The sequence below is a fragment of the Rufibacter ruber genome (assembly GCF_014138425.1).
GTDB lineage: Bacteria > Bacteroidota > Bacteroidia > Cytophagales > Hymenobacteraceae > Nibribacter > Nibribacter ruber_C.
Window position 1 is genome coordinate 1 of record NZ_JACJIQ010000014.1, and the last position, 19,763, is coordinate 19,763.

At 49.7% G+C, this 19,763-nt stretch carries 14 protein-coding genes; 7 read left to right on the plus strand and 7 right to left on the minus strand.

Annotated elements, in window-relative coordinates; translation table 11 throughout:
• Nucleotides 1-265: 265 nt before the first annotated feature.
• Nucleotides 266-1,618 (minus strand): adenylosuccinate lyase, encoded by a 1,353-nt coding sequence (gene purB, locus FHS90_RS15570; RefSeq protein ID WP_182513729.1) that lies wholly within the window; start codon nucleotides 1,616-1,618, stop codon nucleotides 266-268.
• Nucleotides 1,619-2,060: 442 nt separating this feature from the next.
• Here purB and FHS90_RS15575 point away from each other — a divergent pair, with 442 nt between their 5' ends.
• Nucleotides 2,061-3,857 (plus strand): biosynthetic peptidoglycan transglycosylase, encoded by a 1,797-nt coding sequence (locus tag FHS90_RS15575; protein WP_246387081.1) that lies wholly within the window; start codon nucleotides 2,061-2,063, stop codon nucleotides 3,855-3,857.
• A 212-nt stretch (nucleotides 3,858-4,069) separates the two neighbouring features.
• Here FHS90_RS15575 and FHS90_RS15580 read toward each other — a convergent pair whose 3' ends face one another.
• The 3 genes from FHS90_RS15580 to hemG all read right to left on the minus strand — a co-directional run bounded on the left by FHS90_RS15580 (nucleotide 4,070) and on the right by hemG (nucleotide 7,294).
• The gene (locus tag FHS90_RS15580) at nucleotides 4,070-5,023 is read right to left on the minus strand and encodes a TerC family protein (protein ID WP_066835199.1); all 954 of its coding nucleotides are present in this window, start codon (nucleotides 5,021-5,023) and stop codon (nucleotides 4,070-4,072) included.
• 195 nt (nucleotides 5,024-5,218) lie between these two features.
• On the minus strand, nucleotides 5,219-5,950 hold the full coding sequence (locus FHS90_RS15585) for a polyprenol monophosphomannose synthase (protein WP_182513730.1): 732 nt from the start codon (nucleotides 5,948-5,950) through the stop codon (nucleotides 5,219-5,221).
• 24 nt (nucleotides 5,951-5,974) lie between these two features.
• Complete coding sequence (gene hemG, locus FHS90_RS15590) at nucleotides 5,975-7,294, minus strand: protoporphyrinogen oxidase (protein ID WP_182513731.1); 1,320 nt, start codon at nucleotides 7,292-7,294, stop codon at nucleotides 5,975-5,977.
• Between the two features lie 129 nt (nucleotides 7,295-7,423).
• Here hemG and FHS90_RS15595 point away from each other — a divergent pair, with 129 nt between their 5' ends.
• The gene (locus tag FHS90_RS15595) at nucleotides 7,424-7,951 is read left to right on the plus strand and encodes a D-glycero-alpha-D-manno-heptose-1,7-bisphosphate 7-phosphatase (protein ID WP_241499014.1); all 528 of its coding nucleotides are present in this window, start codon (nucleotides 7,424-7,426) and stop codon (nucleotides 7,949-7,951) included.
• 388 nt (nucleotides 7,952-8,339) lie between these two features.
• Here FHS90_RS15595 and FHS90_RS15600 read toward each other — a convergent pair whose 3' ends face one another.
• Both FHS90_RS15600 and FHS90_RS15605 read right to left on the minus strand, forming a co-directional pair.
• Nucleotides 8,340-8,504 (minus strand): hypothetical protein, encoded by a 165-nt coding sequence (locus tag FHS90_RS15600; RefSeq protein WP_182513732.1) that lies wholly within the window; start codon nucleotides 8,502-8,504, stop codon nucleotides 8,340-8,342.
• Between the two features lie 84 nt (nucleotides 8,505-8,588).
• On the minus strand, nucleotides 8,589-9,989 hold the full coding sequence (locus tag FHS90_RS15605) for a type III PLP-dependent enzyme domain-containing protein (RefSeq protein WP_182513733.1): 1,401 nt from the start codon (nucleotides 9,987-9,989) through the stop codon (nucleotides 8,589-8,591).
• Between the two features lie 85 nt (nucleotides 9,990-10,074).
• Between FHS90_RS15605 and FHS90_RS15610 the strand changes: the two genes are divergently transcribed.
• The 4 genes from FHS90_RS15610 to FHS90_RS15625 all read left to right on the plus strand — a co-directional run bounded on the left by FHS90_RS15610 (nucleotide 10,075) and on the right by FHS90_RS15625 (nucleotide 14,512).
• Nucleotides 10,075-11,052 (plus strand): arginase, encoded by a 978-nt coding sequence (locus tag FHS90_RS15610; RefSeq protein WP_182513734.1) that lies wholly within the window; start codon nucleotides 10,075-10,077, stop codon nucleotides 11,050-11,052.
• A gap of 7 nt (nucleotides 11,053-11,059) precedes the next feature.
• On the plus strand, nucleotides 11,060-12,856 hold the full coding sequence (argS, locus tag FHS90_RS15615; protein ID WP_182513735.1) for an arginine--tRNA ligase: 1,797 nt from the start codon (nucleotides 11,060-11,062) through the stop codon (nucleotides 12,854-12,856).
• A 117-nt stretch (nucleotides 12,857-12,973) separates the two neighbouring features.
• Nucleotides 12,974-13,564: a glutathione peroxidase gene (locus tag FHS90_RS15620; protein ID WP_182513736.1), complete on the plus strand. Its 591-nt coding sequence runs from the start codon at nucleotides 12,974-12,976 to the stop codon at nucleotides 13,562-13,564.
• A 6-nt stretch (nucleotides 13,565-13,570) separates the two neighbouring features.
• Nucleotides 13,571-14,512 carry a 1,4-dihydroxy-2-naphthoate polyprenyltransferase gene (locus FHS90_RS15625; RefSeq protein ID WP_343049736.1) on the plus strand — a complete coding sequence of 314 codons (942 nt, stop codon included), beginning with the start codon at nucleotides 13,571-13,573 and terminating at the stop codon, nucleotides 14,510-14,512.
• A gap of 89 nt (nucleotides 14,513-14,601) precedes the next feature.
• On the opposite strand, the gene FHS90_RS15630 is transcribed toward FHS90_RS15625, so the two are convergent.
• Nucleotides 14,602-16,098 carry a DEAD/DEAH box helicase gene (locus FHS90_RS15630; RefSeq protein WP_246387084.1) on the minus strand — a complete coding sequence of 499 codons (1,497 nt, stop codon included), beginning with the start codon at nucleotides 16,096-16,098 and terminating at the stop codon, nucleotides 14,602-14,604.
• Between the two features lie 675 nt (nucleotides 16,099-16,773).
• Here FHS90_RS15630 and FHS90_RS15635 point away from each other — a divergent pair.
• Nucleotides 16,774-19,218, plus strand: a complete 2,445-nt coding sequence (locus FHS90_RS15635; protein WP_082893598.1) for a T9SS type A sorting domain-containing protein — start codon at nucleotides 16,774-16,776, stop codon at nucleotides 19,216-19,218.
• The last annotated feature ends 545 nt before the right edge of the window (nucleotides 19,219-19,763 follow it).

Sequence of the window (19,763 nt, forward strand, 5' to 3'; positions counted from 1 at the left end):
CCACCACTCCGGCCATTGGGCCCCTGCAAACAGTGTGCCTTCAGCCGTTGCCCTGTTGGAACAGTGCTGATCAGCACTCCCTATTGCGTTACCTCATTCGCTAGTCTTTCTTATCAACCTGCTTTTGACTGCTTATTCACATTTATAAATTGCTCTTTAAATACCAATAGAATATTTGGGATTGGAATGTCTTTTTGAATTATGACCGACATAAAAAAGGGGGGTAGTGAAATTTTCACTACCCCCCTTTTTTATGTCGGTCATATTAATATAAACTTACTCCCACGTAATTGTAAGGCGAAATTTTTCTCAGCTCCTCTTTCACCTTCTCTGAAACTTGTAAGGTTACTATAAATTGGCTCATGGTAGAAGCAGTTACTTTTTCGTTGGTTCTGGTTAAACCTTTCAGTGCTTCATAAGGAGATGGGTAGCCCTCACGTCTTAAAACTGTTTGTATTGCCTCGGCTACTACAGCCCAATTATTCTCAAGATCTTTCTCCAACGCCTGCTGATTTAGCTCTAGTTTATTTATTCCCTTTTTCAATGACCTTAAGGCAATAAGGGTATGGGCAAATGGTACGCCCACGTTCCGCAATACAGTAGAGTCTGTCAAATCCCGCTGTAATCTGGAGATGGGCAGTTTTTCTGCTAAATATCCAAAGATGGCATTGGCAAGACTTAAATTCCCTTCTGCATTCTCAAAATCAATAGGATTGACTTTGTGCGGCATGGCAGAAGATCCTATTTCTCCGGCTTTTATCTTTTGCTTGAAGTACCCCATTGATACATATTGCCAAATGTCTCTTGCAAAATCTATCAAAATGGTGTTAAGTCTTCTGACATTGTCAAAAAGAGCAGCCAGATGGTCATAGTGCTCTATCTGGGTTGTTACCTGACTGCGGGTAATCTTGAGGGTGTCAGAAAGAAAATTGTTTCCGAACTCAACCCAATTGATAGTAGGGTAGGCCACATGGTGGGCATTAAAATTACCCGTAGCGCCTCCAAACTTACCGGCCATGGGTACTGATTTTAACAGCTCCAGTTGTTGCTCCATGCGTTCCAGAAATACATAAATCTCCTTTCCAAGTCTTGTAGGGGAGGCTGGTTGGCCGTGGGTATGGGCAAGCATAGGTATGTCTTTCCACTGTTGAGCCATTTGAAGCAGCAGCTCCTGTACCTGTTTTATTTCTGGAAGAAGTACTTCCTGCAAGGCATCTTGCAGAGAAACAGGAATGGCTGTGTTATTGATATCTTGAGAGGTTAATCCAAAATGCACAAACTCTTTCTGCTCGCCAATCCCAAGCTTTTCAAATTTATCTTTGATGAAGTATTCAACTGCCTTTACATCATGATTAGTGACTTTTTCTGTCTCCTTGATCTGTAGGGCATCTTCCTCAGTGAAATTTTGATAGATATTTCTCATCTCAGAGAAAAGAGAATGGTCAATACTTTGAAGTTGGGGGAGAGGCAACTCACAAAGGGCAATAAAATATTCAATCTCTACCAGCACTCTGTACCGGATGAGGGCAAACTCTGAAAAATAAGGGGCAAGTTCTGCCGTTTGGTTTCTGTATCGGCCATCAACAGGGGAGATGGCGGTTAAGGTGGTTAATTCCATGTAAGTGAAAGTTTCCCAAATATAAGCATGTTCCCGTTAATGGCTAATGGGTAGGGTTACCAAGAAAATCACTGTTCAGCCAGACATTTGAAAAGAGGAACAAATGCGGAAAGATTACGTATTTACGCACTTGTCCGCTAAGCCATTTTGAGGTAAAGGGTAAAGCCTTACATTTGCAGTTGGTGTGGTATACATTTTGTTATATAGGCACCCGTAGAACTTATTTTTAGAAGCCTTGTCTAAGATCAAACAATTTTTTGTTCGTAATAAAAAGAAGATACTCATAGGGCTGGGAGTGTTCCTGGGGCTATTATTAGTTGCGTTTGCCATCTTCTTCTTGAACAGAGAACGCCTGTTACAGTATGCGGTTAAAAAAGTTGTTCAGAAAGTTGAGAACAGATACCCGGCTGACCTTCAGATTGGGAAAGCCCAGTTCAAAGGCTTGGCAACAGTATTGGTGACAGACATTTCATTTGTGCCAGAGAACCAGCCCAAGCTTTTACAGATAGATACCGTAGAGGCAACTGTGAGCGTACGTTCGCTTTTTCTGGGAAGGTTGGTGTTCAAGCAGTTTGACGTTGCCAATGGGGACGTGACTGCCTTCAAGCAGGACAGTGTAGACAATTTCTCGTTCCTTTATAAGAAGAAAGCCACTGGTGAAGAAGAGAAAACCAAAGACGCGAAAGAAAAGTCAAACTACGGGACCATCTTAAACAGGTTGATTGAGACAGCTTTTGAGAATGTGCCAGATGGGGTGAATTTCAGAAATCTGGGAGTCATCTTTCAAAACAACGGCAGAACCATTAGTATGCGCTTGCCCACCCTTACGGTAGAAGACGGGCAGATACAAGGGCGAATGGCTATCACCACAGATTCCATCACCAACACCATGTATGTAAATGGGGTAATAGATCCTGATGAGTACCTGTTGGCGGCTAAGATGTACGCAGAGAAAGCCGGTGGAATCCAGGTACCCTATATCCAGCAGAAGTTTGGCGCCACCATGCGCTTTGACACCCTGAGCCTGAGCATCACTGACAAGGTATTTAAGAATGACCAACTTACCATTACGGGTGAATCCAGTGCCCATGGCCTGGTCCTGAATCACCCAAAGATTGCTGATGAAGATGTCTTTGTGAAGAACGGGGCCTTAAAGTATGTGATTACGTTAGGGAATCATTACTATTCGCTTGATACGCTTTCAGAAGTGCGGGTGAACAAAGCCGTTTTTTACCCGCAGCTTACCTATGAGACGCGGCCCAACAGGAAAATTGGGGTTAAGATAGATTCCCCTAACATACCGGCCAATGACCTTTTCGAATCAATGCCGCCTGGTTTGTTTGATACCTTCCAGGGCATGCGGGCCAATGGGAGCTTCAAGTACCACATGGACTTTTACGTAGACATGGCCAAGGTAGACAGTCTTACCTTCAACTCAGACTTAGACGGCCAGAACCTGGAGATTACCCAGTTTGGTGAGCAGGACTTGCGTAAAATAAACCGTGAGTTTGAGCACACGGTGTATGAGAATGGCAAACCCACCAGAACTTTTTTGGTGGGGCCCTCCAACCCTAATTTTACTCCCTATAACCAGATATCAAACTATCTCAAAAATGCGATCCTGACGGCAGAAGACCCCAGGTTCTTCACCCACAAAGGCTTCCATGAGGGTGCTTTCAGGCATTCCTTGATCACGAATATCAAAGAAGGGTCTTTTGTAAGGGGCGGGAGCACTGTGGCCATGCAGCTGGTGAAGAATGTGTACCTCACCAGAAAGAAGACCATCACCAGAAAAGTAGAGGAGGCTTTGATTGTTTGGCTGATAGAAAATCTGAACCTGAGCACAAAACAACGCATGTACGAGGTGTACCTGAACATTATTGAATGGGGACCTAACATTTATGGGGTAAAGGAAGGGGCCCAGTTCTATTTCTCTAAACGGCCAAGTGAGCTGACCCTGGAGGAGAGTATGTTCATGGCCAGCATTGTACCTAAACCAAAGCAATACCGCACGTATTTTAACCAGTATGGCGAGCTGAGGGCTTACCCAAGATATTTCTTCAATCTGATCAGCGGGAACATGCTGAAACGCGGACTGATCTCCCCCTCTGAGCATGCCAGTGTGTCTTCTTACGTGAACCTGAACGGAAGGGCGGGTAACTTTATCATGGCCAAGCCAGATACCACTCAAATCATGGACACCCTGCAGTTAGCACCTATTGACCTGCTTGATTTTTAACCTGCCACCGCTAGAACGGCAGAGGCCGGAGTGTGGTGAACATTCTGGCCTCTGCTGTTTTTGGGGCCATTACTGCAGCTGTATGCTCATGGTTTGGCAGTGCTGCATGATATGCCCAGATTCTGTTTTGGGGCTGATTTCTGGAAAACAGGCCCAAAATAGAACCAGGGCAACAACCCTTGCCTATAATCATAGAGAAGAAGTAGAAACTGTTACTCTTCCACCTCCTCAGGGAAAGGCATTTCAGGTTTATCTTTCTTGGGGAAAACAAGGGAGAGAATCACAGAGACAGCCAGGATAAAGGCTACCACACCCAGCGCAATGCGCATGTCCAGGTGGTAAATATCTGAGAGCACCAGCTTCATACCAATGAATACCAATATCAGGGACAGACCGTAGTGCAGATAGTGGAACAGCTGCATAATTCCTGCCAGCGCAAAGTAAAGCGCCCGTAAGCCCAGCAACGCGAATACGTTTGAGGTGTAAACAATAAACGGATCTTTGGAGATAGCCAGAATGGCCGGGATAGAATCTGCTGCAAAGACAATATCTGTGGTCTCTACCATAATGAGCACCAGAAAAAGCGGTGTGGCAAACCGGGTCTTGTCAATTTTGACGAAGAACTTGTCACCGTACTGCTTGTTGGTGACCGGCACGTACCGGCTCACAAATTTGACCACGGGGTTGGCCTCCGGGTCAATATCATCATCACTTTTGCTGAAGGCCATGCGTACGCCAGTAAAGACCAGGAAGCCGCCCAGAATGTAAATAATAAAGTGGAACTTGGCTATGAGTGTCACGCCCACCAGAATAAAGACAGCCCTGAAAAACAGCGCCCCCAACACCCCCCAGAAGAGAATCTTGTGCTGCACGGCAGAAGGCACCTTAAAGTAATTGAAGATGAGAATGAACACAAACAGATTGTCTACGCTCAGTGACTTCTCTATCAGGTAGGCGGTTAAGAACTCAAGGGCAGGGGTGCTGCCTTTCCAGAAGTAGATGCCCACATTGAACGCCAGCGAAAGGGCGATCCAGAAAGCACTCCAGAGCAGCGCCTCCTTTATCTTGACCACGTGGCTTTTCCGGTGAAACACAAATAGGTCCAGTGCCAGCAGAACCAGGACAAATACATTAAAGGCTACCCAAAAGATGATATCTGTATTCACAAGTCTTCGGTTTTACTTCGGCCCCGCCCTCTGAACAAGGTGTGAGTTAAACCCAGGTGTTGAGTTGGGCGGGCCGTTAGGTTACAAAACCGAAAGATACAGCTTCTGGTTGGCAAAACCATAGCAGAAGAGAAGCCGAGGTGGGCTGTTTTTGGCCTGTTTTCACAAAAACAGCTCCAAAACAGAAACCGCCCTTTAACGGGAGAAGCTTCTGAACATGCTGCTCAGCTTCATCTGAATCACCCCCAGAAAGGCTTCCTTGATAATGCCTTTGCTCATTTTTGACTGGCCTTTGGCACGGTCAGTAAAGATGATAGGCACCTCTTTGATCTTAAACCCAAACTTATAAGTGAGAAACTTCATCTCAATCTGGAAGGCGTACCCAATAAACCGGATGCGGTCCAGGTTGATGGTCTCCAGTACATGGCTTCTGTAACACTTGAAACCGGCAGTGGCGTCATGAATAGGCATACCCGTAATGAACCGCACGTATTTGCTGGCAAAGTAAGAGAGCAGCACCCGGCTCATAGGCCAGTTCACCACGTTGACCCCGTTGCTGTAACGGCTGCCAATGGCCATGTCATACCCGTCAATGGCGCAGGCGTGGTACAGGTGCAGGAGGTCCTCAGGGTTGTGGGAGAAATCAGCATCCATTTCAAAGATATACCGGTAACCGTTGCGCAGGGCATATTTGAACCCGTGAATATAGGCGGTGCCCAGTCCCAGCTTTCCCTTGCGCCGCTCCAGGAACAGCTGCTCCGGAAACTCAGCCTGCAGGCGCTCTACGGCCTCAGCTGTGCCGTCTGGTGAATTGTCATCTATGATCAGGACATGGAAAGGGTGTGGCAACGAAAAGACCTTGCGGATAATCGCCTGGATATTCTCTATTTCATTATAGGTCGGGATGACCACCACCGATTCTTTCATTCCCCAAATATAGCCGTTCTGGCTTTATTGGAAGGAAGGCCGTCTGGAATATATTTTCTGGGCTATACTTTTGGCAAATGCAATGCAGTCACGAACGGCCGGGCCAGCCACCCAGTTGGCACAGGCAAAGAGGTGCTCCTCTTCCAGTACCTCGGCCAGGCGGTGCACATCAAGTATAAACTGGTCTGGCTGCGGAAGCGCCTTAGGCCAGACGTGGCAGTGCTGAAACAAAGGGCTACCTGAGATGGAGTAGTTCTGCTGGAGCTCCCGGTGCACCTTCTGCGGCACCTGTGCCGCAGAAGCGGGGCCGCTGTGCACAAATGATGAAAACAACACCTCGCCTTCGGGGCATACCGCAGGAAAGACAGAGCTGCTCCAGATACTTCCTGTACTCACCGGGTTTTCCTTGCCGGGGTGCAGCGCGCCCAAACCGTTCAGCGTAAACCCTACGTTCTGCTTGCGGTAAGCGGTATGCACCACCGTTAACGGGGCATAGTTCACGTTTTGCAGCGCGGCTGACAGACCCGGGGCGGTGTACTCCAGCAGTTCGGCCGCGGCGTGGGCCGGCAGGGCCAGCACCACCAGGTCATATTCCTCATCGCTGAGACCTTCCTGGTCATGGCGTATGCTCAGGAAGAATTTCCCTCTGTTCTTATGGATCATCTCCACCTCATGGTCCAGGTGCAGGGAAACCAGTTTAGAGGCAATGGCGTTGGGCAGGGCTTGCAAACCAGGGGCCAGGGTGAAAATCTGGGAGGGTTCCCCTTTGTGCTGCTTCACCAACCCCTTCAGGACAGACCCATGCGCGCGCTCCAGCTCTTTCATGGCCGGAAACGTTTTCTCCAGCAACAGGGTATCTGGGTCACCCCCGTAAACACCCGCCACCAGAGGCTGTACCAGGTAGTCTACCACCTCCTGCCCAAAACGGCGCAGGAAAAAGTGGCCCACGGTTTCCCCCGGAATCTCCTGCCGGGGCTTTTGCACCTCCTGGCTGATCTGGAGCTTGGTGTGCCACGAGAAAAAGGAGTTCAGCAGCAGTTTGAGGGGCGAAGTGGGAATGCTGTGAAATTTCCCATTCCTGAGAATGAACCGTTGCCGCGCTGCCTGGGCAGGCCAGATGATCTGGGAGTCCAGTTTAAGCTCCTGCAGCAGGTCCTGCAGCTCCCCGTTCATCTGGAGGGCATGCGGCCCCAGCTCCAGCTGGTAACCGCTCTGCGCCCTGCTTTTGACCATGCCGCCCACTTCAGAGCTGCTTTCAAAGAGGTCATAGCGTATGCCTAGCTTCTGGAGGTAGTAAGCCAATGCCAAACCGGAGATACCTGCACCAATAATGGCTACCTTCATGGGGGATACACGTCAATGGAGCCTATAGGTACGCAAGAAGCCGGTTGCTGTTTTGAAGCTGTTTTAGAGAAAATAGCCCAAAAACAGGTTTTCATGGAAAGCTTCTGAAGTTCTCCTTACTTTTGACCTATGAACCAGACACAAATGCCTCTTTTAAATAAAGCTGTTTTTCTTGACCGTGACGGAGTGCTGAATGTAGAGCGGGGCGAGTACACCTACCGCTTAGAAGACTTTGAAGTGGCTCCCGGCGTGCCAGAGGCGCTGCAGCTGTTAAAAGCAGCGGGCTATCTCCTGATTGTGATCACCAACCAGGCGGGGGTGGTTAAAGGGCTTTACACCAAAGAAGATGTGCTGGCGTGTCACCAGAAACTACAGGCCGCCACCGGAAACCTGCTGGATGACATTTACCTGGCGCCTGGGCACCCCACTTTCTCTGAGTCCCTTCGCCGCAAGCCAGACAGCCTCATGCTGGAGAAAGCCATGGCTAAATATATGATTGACCCCGCCCAGTCCTGGTTTGTAGGGGACCATCTGCGCGATATGCAGGCGGGTCAGAAATGCGGCGTGCGTACTATTTTGGTTGGGGAGTGGCCTGCGGGCACCCATGAGCGCCAATCCGCAGATTTGCTGTCGGCTACCCGCGAGATACTGAGCTAGTCCCAATTTTCCTACCCAATGCTGTTTTCGGCTTGTTTTTGGGAAAACAGCCCCAAAACAGGAATTCCCCTGCCGGCAGCCAACCAAAAAGCGGGGGCAATGCTGGGGGGGCTTAAATAGAATAATAGAATTTCAGCTTGGGAAGGGGAATAGGGAGCCACTTTGGCGGGCATATTTTTTTGCCTGAAAAAAGGTTGTGACCTTCAGCAAAGCGGCAGCATACATTCCCGCAGGGGTTCCATGGTTCCTGTTTTTGGCTTGTTTTCAGAAAAACAGCCCCAAAACAGACCCGCTTTGGGCGCAAAGGCCCAAGGACGCAAGGGATGGATATAAAACAAAAAACCGGGAATCAAACCCGGTTCTTCATTGATGTCATGTCTGAGTATACTTAGCCGTTGATGTTGTGGGCGGCGGGCGTCTCAGGGTTGGCTTTCACCAGTACTGTTTTTTCAGTGGCTTGGCTAGGCTTAGTAGCATATGCCGGGCAGGTAGAAGACTTGCAAGACGCAAAGCCAAACATGCCAATAGCGGCCAGAAGTAAAAAGTTTTTCATAAACAAGGATGACAGATGTGGGTATAGTACGCCAAAGCTACACTTTTTGTGACAGCTTTGGCATACTTTTTCTGTAATTTTTTTCTAGTCCTTATACCCAAGTATCTGAAGCATAGATTCTACATTCTGCTCTTCGGCAAATACCCATGATTTTAAGCTTCCGTCTGCCTCCCGGTCAATAATCACGTGCTTGGGTGACGGGATTAAACAATGCTTAATGCCGCCGTACCCGCTTAAACTCTCCTGGTACGCCCCCGTGTGGAAGAAGCCAATGTACTGCGGCTCCTGCTGCTCTTTCTGGATCTTGGGCAGGAACACCTGGAAGCTGTGCATCTCAGAGTTGTAGTAATCCTGACTGTCACAGGTAAGCCCGCCAATGTTCAGGCGCTGGTAAGGTTTATCCCAATGGTTGAGAGCCATTAGAATGTAGCGCTGGTTCAAGGCCCAGGTGTCTGGCAGGTTGGTGATGAACGAGCCGTCAATCATGTACCAGAGCTCCTTGTCGTTCTGCAGCTTGGTATCTAAGATAGAGTAGATGTGCGCGCCGCTTTCGCCTACGGTGTAAATCCCGAACTCGGTGAAGATATTCGGCTCTGCCACACCCTCTTCACGGCAAATGCGTTGAATGGTGCGCAGAATCTCCTCAATCATGTACCGGTAGTTGTAATCAAACTGGATAGAGGTCTTGATGGGGAAGCCGCCGCCAATGTCAATGGTGTCCAGGTCTGGGCACAGCTTCTTCATCTCGCAGTACTTGTGCACAAAGCGGCTCAACTCTGACCAATAGTAAGAGGTGTCTTTGATGCCCGTGTTGATGAAATAATGGAGCATCTTGAGCTTGAACTTGGGGTTGTCCTTAATCTTGCTCTCATACAAGCCCACCACGTCATTGTAGTTAATGCCCAGGCGCGAGGTGTAGAATTGGAACTTAGGCTCCTCATCTGAGGCCAGCCTGATGCCCAACTGGCATTCGCCTTCTACAAATTGCTCATAATGGTCAATTTCTCCCAGATGGTCTAATACCGGCGTCACGTTCTTGAAACCGTCATTGATCATGCTGGTGATATGGTTGCGGTACAGTTCCCGCTTAAAACCGTTGCACACCACAAACACGTCTTTGTTTACTTTGCCCTTCTCATACAGCGCCCTGATGATGGGCATGTCAAAGGAAGAAGACGTCTCAATATGAATGTCGTTCTTGAGCGCCTCTTCCAGCACAAAAGAGAAGTGGCTGGACTTGGTGCAGTAGCAATAGGTATACGTTCCCTGGTAATTCAGCTTCTCCATAGACTCCTTGAAAAGAATCTTGGCCTTCTGAATCTGGGAACTGATCTTAGGCAAATAGGTGAGGCGCAGCGGCGTACCGTACTGCTTCACCAACTCCATCATAGGAATGCCGTTGAAAGAGAGTTCGTTGTTGGTAACTGTGAATTCCTCCGTAGGGAAATCAAAGGTTTGGTGTATAAGGTCGGTGTATTTATCCATTAGAGAGTTGTGGCTTTACGAAAGCCGATAACGTGCAATATTCCTGCTATTTTACCATCTTTGCAAAAAGTAGGTTCGCTTTCACATGAAAAAAATCAGACTGATAGAAGTTAAATCTGAGCTGGGGGCGGGTAAGCGCGGCGCCAGTCTGGGCGTAGATGCCCTCAAGATTGCGTGCCTCAACAAAGGGTCAGATTATTTCAAGCGGTTCACGTCTGTAGAAGTGCCCAACTTCAATGACGTCATGTTTGAGAAGAACCTCTTCCCGCACGCCAAATACATTGACAGCATTCTGCAGACCTACAAGCGCATCAGTAACACGGTAGAACAAACCTTTGACCTGGGAATGTTCCCACTGGTGCTGGCCGGTGACCATTCTAACGCAGGCGGAACCATTGCGGGCATCAAAGCCACGTACCCAGACAAAACCTTGGGCGTGATTTGGGTAGACGCGCACGCCGATATCCACTCGCCGTACACCACGCCCTCTGGCAACATGCACGGCATGCCGCTGGCCGCCTCTCTGGGCGAAGACAACCTGGACTGCAAAGTCAACGACCCGGCCCCTGAAACCATCTTCTTCTGGGAAGCCCTGAAACGGGTTGGCACCGAGGAGCCGAAGATCAGGCACGAACACATTGTCTATATAGTCACCCGCAGCTACGAGAAGCCCGAGGTCTACCTTTTTGACAAGCACAACATCAAGAATTTCACGTATCCGGAGGTCATCGCCAAGGGCGTGGAGCAAGTGGCCCAGGAAGCCCTGAACCGTCTGAAAGACTGTGACATGATTTACGTGTCATTTGACGTGGACAGCCTGGATTCGAAGTTCTCCAAAGGCACCGGCACGCCGGTAGAGGTGGGGCTGAACGTGGAACAGGCCAAAGAACTGTGCCATCATCTGGTGAGCGACCCCAGGGTGGTGTGCTTTGAGATGGTGGAAATCAACCCTACGCTAGACGCGGAAAATATTATGGCGCAAAACGCCTTTGAGATACTAGAACATACTACCCAGGCCATTGAAGACCGGCTGAACCAATCTTCTTCAACGGCCACCGCATAAAGCACCCATGAAACAATTAGAAGCACAAATTGCCCAGGCGCTGAGCCAGGCGCTGCAAGATACTTTCCAACACACTTTCCCCGCTGAGCAAATCAACCTGCAGCCTACCCGCAAGGAGTTTGCTGGCACCTTTACGTTTGTCACGTTCCCGTTCACCAAAGCCTTGGGCAAAGGCCCCGAGCAGATAGGGCAGGCGCTGGGCGATTCTCTGGTGCAGCACGCGCCGCAGGTGGCTGGCTACAACGTAGTGAAAGGTTTCCTGAACATTGAAATCAAAGACAGCGTGTGGCTGCAGCTGTTCGCTGAGCAGGTAAGCCAGTTTGGCGCTGATTTGGCAAAAACAGGCCAGAAACAGAAAGTGGTGGTAGAATATTCTTCGCCCAACACGAACAAACCGCTGCACCTGGGTCACCTGCGGAATAACTTCCTGGGTTACTCGGTGGCCGAGATTCTGAAAGCCGCCGGATATGACGTAGTGAAAGCCAACCTGGTAAACGACCGCGGCATTCACATCTGCAAGTCCATGATTGCCTATGAGAAGTTCGGGCAGGGCGAAACGCCGGAGAGCGCTAATATCAAAGGCGACCACTTGGTGGGTAAGTACTACGTGGAGTTTGACAAAGCTTATAAAGCCGAGATTGACCAGCTGGTAGCGCAGGGCATTGACAAAGAGCAAGCGAAAAAACAGGCCCCGCTTATGCTGGAAGCCCAGGAAATGCTCCAGAAATGGGAGCAAGGCGACGCCGAAACCATCGCCCTCTGGCAAAAAATGAACGGATGGGTGTATGACGGCTTCAATGCTACCTACAAAAACATTGGCGTTGACTTTGACAAGTTCTATTATGAGTCAAACACCTATTTATTGGGCAAGGACCGCGTAGACGAAGGCCTCGCCAAAGGCGTGTTCTTCAAAAAGCCCGATGGCTCCGTGTGGGTTGACCTCACAGAGGAAGGTCTGGACGAGAAACTGTTGCTCCGGGCAGACGGCACATCGGTGTACATCACCCAAGACCTCGGTACCGCCGAACTAAAGTACGAAGACTTTGGCTACGACCAGTCGCTGTACGTGGTGGCTGATGAGCAGAATTACCATTTCCAGGTACTGAAAGCAGTCTTGAAAAAGCTGCAGAAACCGTACGCCGATGGCATTGTACACTTGTCTTACGGCATGGTAGACCTACCCAGCGGCAAGATGAAATCCCGCGAAGGCACCGTGGTAGACGCCGATGAGCTGGTGCAGGAGATGATTGACACCGCCCGCCAGAAAACCGATGAGCTGGGTAAAATTGACGGCTTCACCCCCGAGGAGGCGCAGCAACTGTACCACACCCTCGCCATGGGCGCGCTCAAATACTTCCTGTTAAAGGTAGACCCCAAGAAACGCATGCTGTTCAACCCCGAGGAATCTATTGAATTCCACGGTAACACCGGCCCGTTTGTGCAGTACACCCACGCCCGTATTGCCGCCATTCAGCGAAAAGCCGCCGAAATGGGCATTGTTTCTGAGACTTCGGCGTTTGATGGCGTGTCTGATTTGCATGAGACCGAGCGTGACGTGTTGGTATTACTGAACTATGCAGAGGCCACTATTGCCGATGCCGCCCGCAATTTCGCGCCGAGCATCATTGCGCAATACGCCTTTGACATGGCCAAAGCCTACAACCGTTTCTACACCGAAGTGCCTATTTTCCAGGAAACCGATGCGAAGAAACTAAGCTTCCGGATTGCGCTTTCCCGTCAGGTGGCGCAAACCATCAAGCGCATGATGGTGCTGTTGGGCATTGCCGTGCCGGAGAGAATGTAGTTTTCCTGTTTCCGGGCTGTTTTCGCGAAAACAAGCCGAAAACGGAAAGGAAGAATTAAGGCCGCTTGGCAGAACAAAACTTTAGAAATCCGGTTAACCAGATAAGACAAAAGCATTATGCAACAATTACTCAGCCTTCTTTCCTTGAGCTTCCTGCTGGCCTGCTCTACGCCGGCGGCGTCTACCAAGGAAACCAAAACCCAAAAAACGACTGCTATGGAATCAACCGCGGCTTCTTCTATCTATGACATTGAACTGGTGACCAACGAGGGGAAAAAGACCACCCTCAAACCGTACAAAGGCAAGAAAATCCTGATTGTGAACGTGGCCTCCAAATGCGGCTACACCAAGCAGTACGCTGACCTGGAGAAACTCCACAAGCTGCACGGCGACAAGGTGGTGGTGCTGGGGTTCCCGGCCAACGACTTTGGCGGGCAGGAGCCGGGCTCAGACGAAGATATTGCCGAGTTCTGCCAGAAGAACTTCGGGGTGACGTTCCCGCTGTTCCAGAAGGCATCTGTGATTGGCGCTGAACAGCAGCCGCTCTACAAGTGGCTCACCAACAAAGACCTGAACGGCGTGACCGCCGAAGCCCCGGCCTGGAACTTCAGCAAATACCTGATTTCAGAAGACGGCAAAATCCTGAAGTTCTATCCCTCAAAAGTGACTCCGCTGAGCGAAGAACTGCTGCGCGACATTAACCTCTAGTTTTACGTGGATTTGGAAAAAACAGGCCAGAAACGGCCTAGTGCGGGTACGTGGGTATCGGCTTTCCGGTTACGCACGCTGCCCCTTTCTTTGTCTTGCATTGGCATGGGCGGTTTCCTGGCCGCCGCAGACCATCTCTCACGGTGGCCGGTGCTGCTGCTCTGCGTGCTGACCACCCTGTTCCTGCAGATTCTCTCCAACCTGGCCAATGACTACGGTGATACCAGGCACGGCGCCGACAGCCAACACCGTGAGGGTCCTAAGCGGGCTGTGCAGGCGGGGCAGATAACGCCGGGCCAGATGAAGGCAGCCATCATTGTGTTTAGTTTGCTGTCCCTGGTGTCTGGCGTGGTTTTGCTGTGGGTGGCGCTGGGAACGTCTGGGTTGTACCTGTTTCTCTTTTTCTTGCTGCTGGGCATTGGTGCTATCTGGGCGGCCATTGGCTACACCAACGGCGGTAAACCGTACGGCTACGCCGGATTAGGCGACATTTCGGTGTTCTTCTTCTTCGGGTGGGTAGGAGTGCTGGGAACGTACTTTCTGCAAACAGAGCGCATTTTCTCTGAACTTCTGCTGCCGGCCTCCAGTCTCGGGTTTTTCTCGGCGGCCGTCTTGAACGTGAACAACATCAGAGACATCAAATCAGATGAGTTGGCCGGGAAAAGGTCGGTGCCGGTGCGGTTGGGCGCCCTGCGGGCCAGAAATTACCATTGGCTCCTGCTGCTGGGCGGTATTGTCTGTGCGGCGGTGTTTGTGCTGGTGCGGGAAAACCACACGCTTTGGCCGTGGCTGTTTTTGGGGTCTTTGCCCATGCTGCTGTACAATGGCCGTGAGGTGAAACGCAGGCAGACGCCCGCTGAACTGGACCCGCTCCTGAAGCAGATGGCCATGAGCACGCTGCTGTTTGTGGTGCTGCTGGGCATTGGGTTGCTGCTGGATAGAGCTTAACCTGATAGAAAGTGCGTTTTTGGGCTGTTTTTCTAAAAGTAGCCCAAAAACAGAAGGCCTCCCGTTGGGGAGGCCTTCTGTTTTTTAATCTATTCTGCCGCTGAAGTTGGGTTGGCGGCTGGTACTTGCCCGCCGCCTTCTGCTTGCGGACGATTGGCCGGCTTCTTGCGGCGCTTCTTCTTGCGTTTCACTTCTTCGCCTTCGGCCCTGGGGGCCTGAGGCTGGCCTTCTGTTCTAGGTGGGCGGGGAGCCGAAGCCGGTGCGGTGCCGTCAGCTGGCTTTTCGCCGCGCGGTTTGCGGTCATCTCTTCTAGGGCGGTCACTCCGGCGTTCGCCGCCGCTGCTTTGGCCTTCCCTGCGTCTGCCGTCTGGGCGGCCTCTTCCGGCCGAAGAACCGGGCTTTCCTCCGCGGCCGCCTCGGCGGCTGTTGCCCACCGGGTCAAAGGCTGGGCCTTCGCCTACGCCTTCCGGCAGCGGTAACTTGGGCAGCTCGCGCTCAATCAGCTTTTCAATTTTCACCAGACGTTCCTGGTCTTGCTCGTTCACGAACGTGATGGCCATGCCTTTGGTGCCGGCGCGGGCGGTACGGCCAATGCGGTGTACATAGTCCTCGGCGTCTTGGGGCACGTCAAAGTTCACCACGTGGCTAATGTTGTCTACGTCAATGCCGCGGGACATCACATCGGTGGCCACCAGCACTTGCAGCTGCTTGTTTCTAAATTTCTGCAAAGTGGCTTCGCGTTCGTCCTGGGTTTTGTCTGAACTAATGCCTTCGGCCTCAAAGCCCATTTTCTGCAGGGAGCGCACAATATCATTCACTGCATTTTTACGCGACGTGAACAGAATCATGGTCTGAATCTGGGCGTCTTTTAAAATGTGCTGCAACACACGCAGTTTCTGGTTGTCATATACCAGGTAAATCTGCTGGTCAATGTTGGCGGCCGGTTTGGAGATGGAAAGGCTTATTTCCTCAGGGTCATGTAGAATCTGCTTGGCGAAGGTCCTGATCTTAGGCGGCATGGTGGCCGAGAACATTAGGGTCTGGCGCTCTTTGGGCAGTTGCGAGATGATTTTCATCAAGTCATCCATGAAACCCATGTCCAGCATCTTGTCGGCCTCGTCCAGAATGAGGTATTTTACCTGGTCCAGCCTAACGTAGCCCATCTGCATGTGCGCAATGAGGCGGCCGGGCGTAGCCACAATAATGTCGGCGCCGCTGGTGAGGGCCTTTTTCTGCTGGTCCCAGTTTTGGGCGTTGTTGCCGCCATAGATGGCAATAGAAGTGGCGCCGGTAAAATAGCTGAGGCCTTCTACCTGGTCGTCTATCTGTTTGGCCAGTTCACGGGTGGGAACCAGAATTAACGTACTGGTGAAATCAAACTTCGCTTCTGCGATCTTGCTCAGGGTTGGCACCAGGAAAGCGGCCGTTTTACCGGTTCCGGTCTGGGCGCAGGCAATCAGGTCCTTGGCCTCTAGTATGTGGGGAATGGCTTGAGCTTGGATGGGGGTGGCTTGTTTATACCCCATAGACCTGATGCCGTCTAACAGGTCATGCTGCAGGTTAAAATCTTCAAATGTAACACTCATAGTATTGATTCAATGGTTGCCTGCATTCAAGTTTTACCGCAGGCGGTCATGTAAAGTCTGTAAATATAGCTTTTTCCGGTGAGACCATTTCTCCTTAGTGGAAAGTCAGTGGGCTTACCCGTAGGCTGGAAGTGCCTTAAGAGTCTTTTCTGGTAGGCGAAGGCTGATAAATGGCTGATCCTGCGGAGGCTACGGAAGTGGGGGATGGTCATTTCCTGAAGTTAGGTTGAGGTGAAATAAATTGCATTGCTGTGATGGTTTTACTAGCTGTTTGCAATAGGTTGAAAAAAGGGATTGCCTTGAAAAATTACATATGTATATAGTGGTATATAGGATGAAATGCGGTTTTTAGCGATTATATATCTGATAATATTGTATTTATAAAGGAATGTGCTTGTGACATTAGGTGAAAGTGCAATTGTGTGAAACAGGTGTAGGGCGTGGCCGTTAGACAGTTTATAACAATAAAATAGTATGTTGTTGTGATGTCTAATCTGAGTAAAACTGTGAAATATGAAAAAAGCTGTACTTTCTCTTTCTGATGAGCCTAAAGCGGCAGCCACTGCCTTTCAAGTTTTTCCTTTTAGACTTTTGCTCTCCACATGCACGCGGTAGCCGTGTTTGAAACGCCAATTCTTTAGTAGAAATACAAAAACCTTCTTTCCTCCTATTGCCATGAAAAAAACTTTACATTCATGGGGTTGTACCCTATTGCTTATACTTTTCGGGATTACCCAGCAGGCTTTTGCAGCCAAATGCGGTGAAATCATCACTTCAGTGAAAGCTGGAAACTTCTCTGACCGTTCTATCTGGGACAAAGGCAGAGTGCCCTCTTCCTGTGAAAAAATTGTCATCAACCACGCCGTGAACATCAATCAGGAAGTTTGGGTTGGTAAAGATGGCAAAGGGGAGTTGTTGATCAACCAGAACGGGTCTTTGAAGGGCTCAGGAAAATTGTTGGTGCTTAATAACATGTCGGCCGTGACCGTGAACGGAGTAATGGAGCTGACCAACCTTGACTTTGGGATCAACAGCAATGACTCTGCCTACTTTGTAAACAACGGTACTGTAAAAGTGCAGGGAAATGTATTCTTCAAGAAAGGGTCTGTGATCAATAACGGCGACATGACCCTGGCCTTGGGCAGTCCAGAGGCGTTTGAAAGAATCACCTTGAAAAACAACAAGAACATGGTGTTCTCCAACAGTGTGCATTTAAATTCAGGCGCCACTGTGTATAATAAAGGTTTATTTGAAGTAAAGGCTACTGCAGATGACGCTTTGAACATTAACACTGGTTATTTCTACAACTGCGGAACGGTGAAGATTGCCGGCCGTCTGAACTTCCCCAGCGGGGTAAGCGTGGGAAAGCCAAACCTTTTGCTGAATTATGGATCAGTAACCTCAGATAGGATTTATGTGAATTCACAAGCTTCTATCAAAAACTGGGGCCGCATCTACAGCCATAAAAATATTGAAAGCAACGGCAGTATCTTCAACTACGCTTGTGGGTATATAGAGCAGTCAACCGCTGGTTTTACGTTCCATAACATGAACAGCATCTCTGAGCTGACCAATGATGGTTTCATCAAAATCAAAGGTAACTTCAAGAACACCCATGGCAAAGTGACAGGGAAAGGAACTTTCCATGTGTACGGCACCTCAACCAATACTGATCAAGGTACTATCACCGGCACTCTTTGCTTTTTAGACTTCACCAAGGCGTCTGCGAGTTTGATCGTAGATGAAGTAAGAAACCAGGCAACCATTTCCTCTTCTGTAAAAGCCTGCGCTACTGCTGCTGAACCAACCCTTTGCCCACTGCCTGACTGCGGTGGACAGGACAACGGTGGTGAACAGCCAGGTGAGGGTGATTGCGTGTCAGTAGATGAGTGCTTCAAGTTTATTTACAAAGGGTATGTGACCCTCCCTAACGGAAATGTGAAAATAGTATTTGAGGTGATCACCAACTGCGGGAACGCCTTGAGTAACGTTGCTTTCCAGTTGCCGGCCGGGGCAAAAGCTAAAAATCCCCAAGCCACTACTTTTAAATACACGGTAGAGAATACCACTAACAACCCTTTCTACTCTGTGAAATTTGAGGCCAAAGCGGCGGAAGGTTATAAAAACGGAACCTCTGACACCTTCTCTTATGAGTTGACGGCTGCTGAGTTTGCAAAACTGACTACCATTAAAGTACAGGCGAAAGCTGCTGGAACCATTGGTGCAGTTGCTTTCAACCCTAAAGGCTGTAACCCAACTCCTTGCCCTGCCGGCGCCCCTAAGGTTTCTTTGCTGGCCCCTGACTCTGTTTGCAACCTTTCTGATGACACGTACCGCTTTGAAGTGGCCAACCTGCAGGAGGGCGTGAGTTATGAGTTCCAACTACCGGAGGGCTTCGTTCCGGTGGAAGAGGGCAATGGGTACGTTGAGGTGGTGGCTGTGTTTGAAGAAGAGCAGTTGGGTCAACCGCAGACGGTAAGGGTGGTGGCCACCAGCGAGTGCGGCACCGCAACGGCAGAAGCTACAGTGGTGGTGAGTGAGTGTGGCGCTGGTACCCCACTGCCGGTATCACTCACAAGATTTGACGGTGTGTCAAGGAACGGAACGGTGGAGCTGTCCTGGACCACGGCCACTGAGATCAACAACGACCGCTTTGAGGTGGAGCGCAGCCTGAACGGTAAGGATTTCGTGAAGATTGGCGAAGTGAAAGGCTCAGGTAACACCAGCGTAGTGATTGACTACACCTTTACTGACAACGGCGCCACAAGTGGTGCGGCTTACTACCGCCTGCGCCAGGTAGACCTGGACGGCTCGCAGGAATACTCAAAGGTGATCTCTGTGAAGCATAACGCAGGGGTGGCCAACGCAGGGGCCTCTGCTAAAGTGAGCGTGTTCCCTAACCCAGTGACCAGCGGTAACGTGAGCATCCGCTTTGCTGAGGTGCCTAAAGGAGAGGTGAGCGTGCGTCTGGTTGACCTGGGCGGAAGGGTTCTGCACACTGCCACGCTGAGCACAGACGGCACACTGAACCTGAGTGGCCTGGGGTTGAGCAGCGGGGTCTACATGATCTCCATCAATGGCGGCGGTGTAAACGAGACCCAGAGGCTGATGGTGAGATAGGTAAGCGTAGTTGCAAAAGGAGGCCCTGGAAAGGCGGTAACCATATGGTTACCGCCTTTTTTTTGTGGCTTAACTGGTATTATTCAGGAGTGTGAAGAAGATGGTTAATGGATGGTTTTGTAGAGGTTAGCAAGCCTCTTAAGATGGTTTGTTATGTGTTAAACTTTGAAATGTTATATAGTTAAAAAGGTGGTTTTGGTGTTAAAGTTATTTAAATCGCTAAATGCAAGTAAAAATATATAATAAAACAAAGAAGGTGTTTGTAAGATTGATTGAAAGTGCAATTAGCGTGAAACTGCTAAAAATTGCTTCCGTTAAAGAAGATATAACAATGAAATAGAACATTGTTTAGTTGTTAGACCTTTAAGAAAAGATAAAAATATGAAAATAATTGTACTACCTCTCTTGATCAAATCTAAGATTACTGATCTTACTTATCAGATCTTCCTGAACTAAGGTTCCATTCTTTCTTTACCCCCTTGTGGGTCTTTGAGTTGCTGCTTCTTTAGCGAAAATATCCAAACTGCCATTTTTTTCCTATTGTC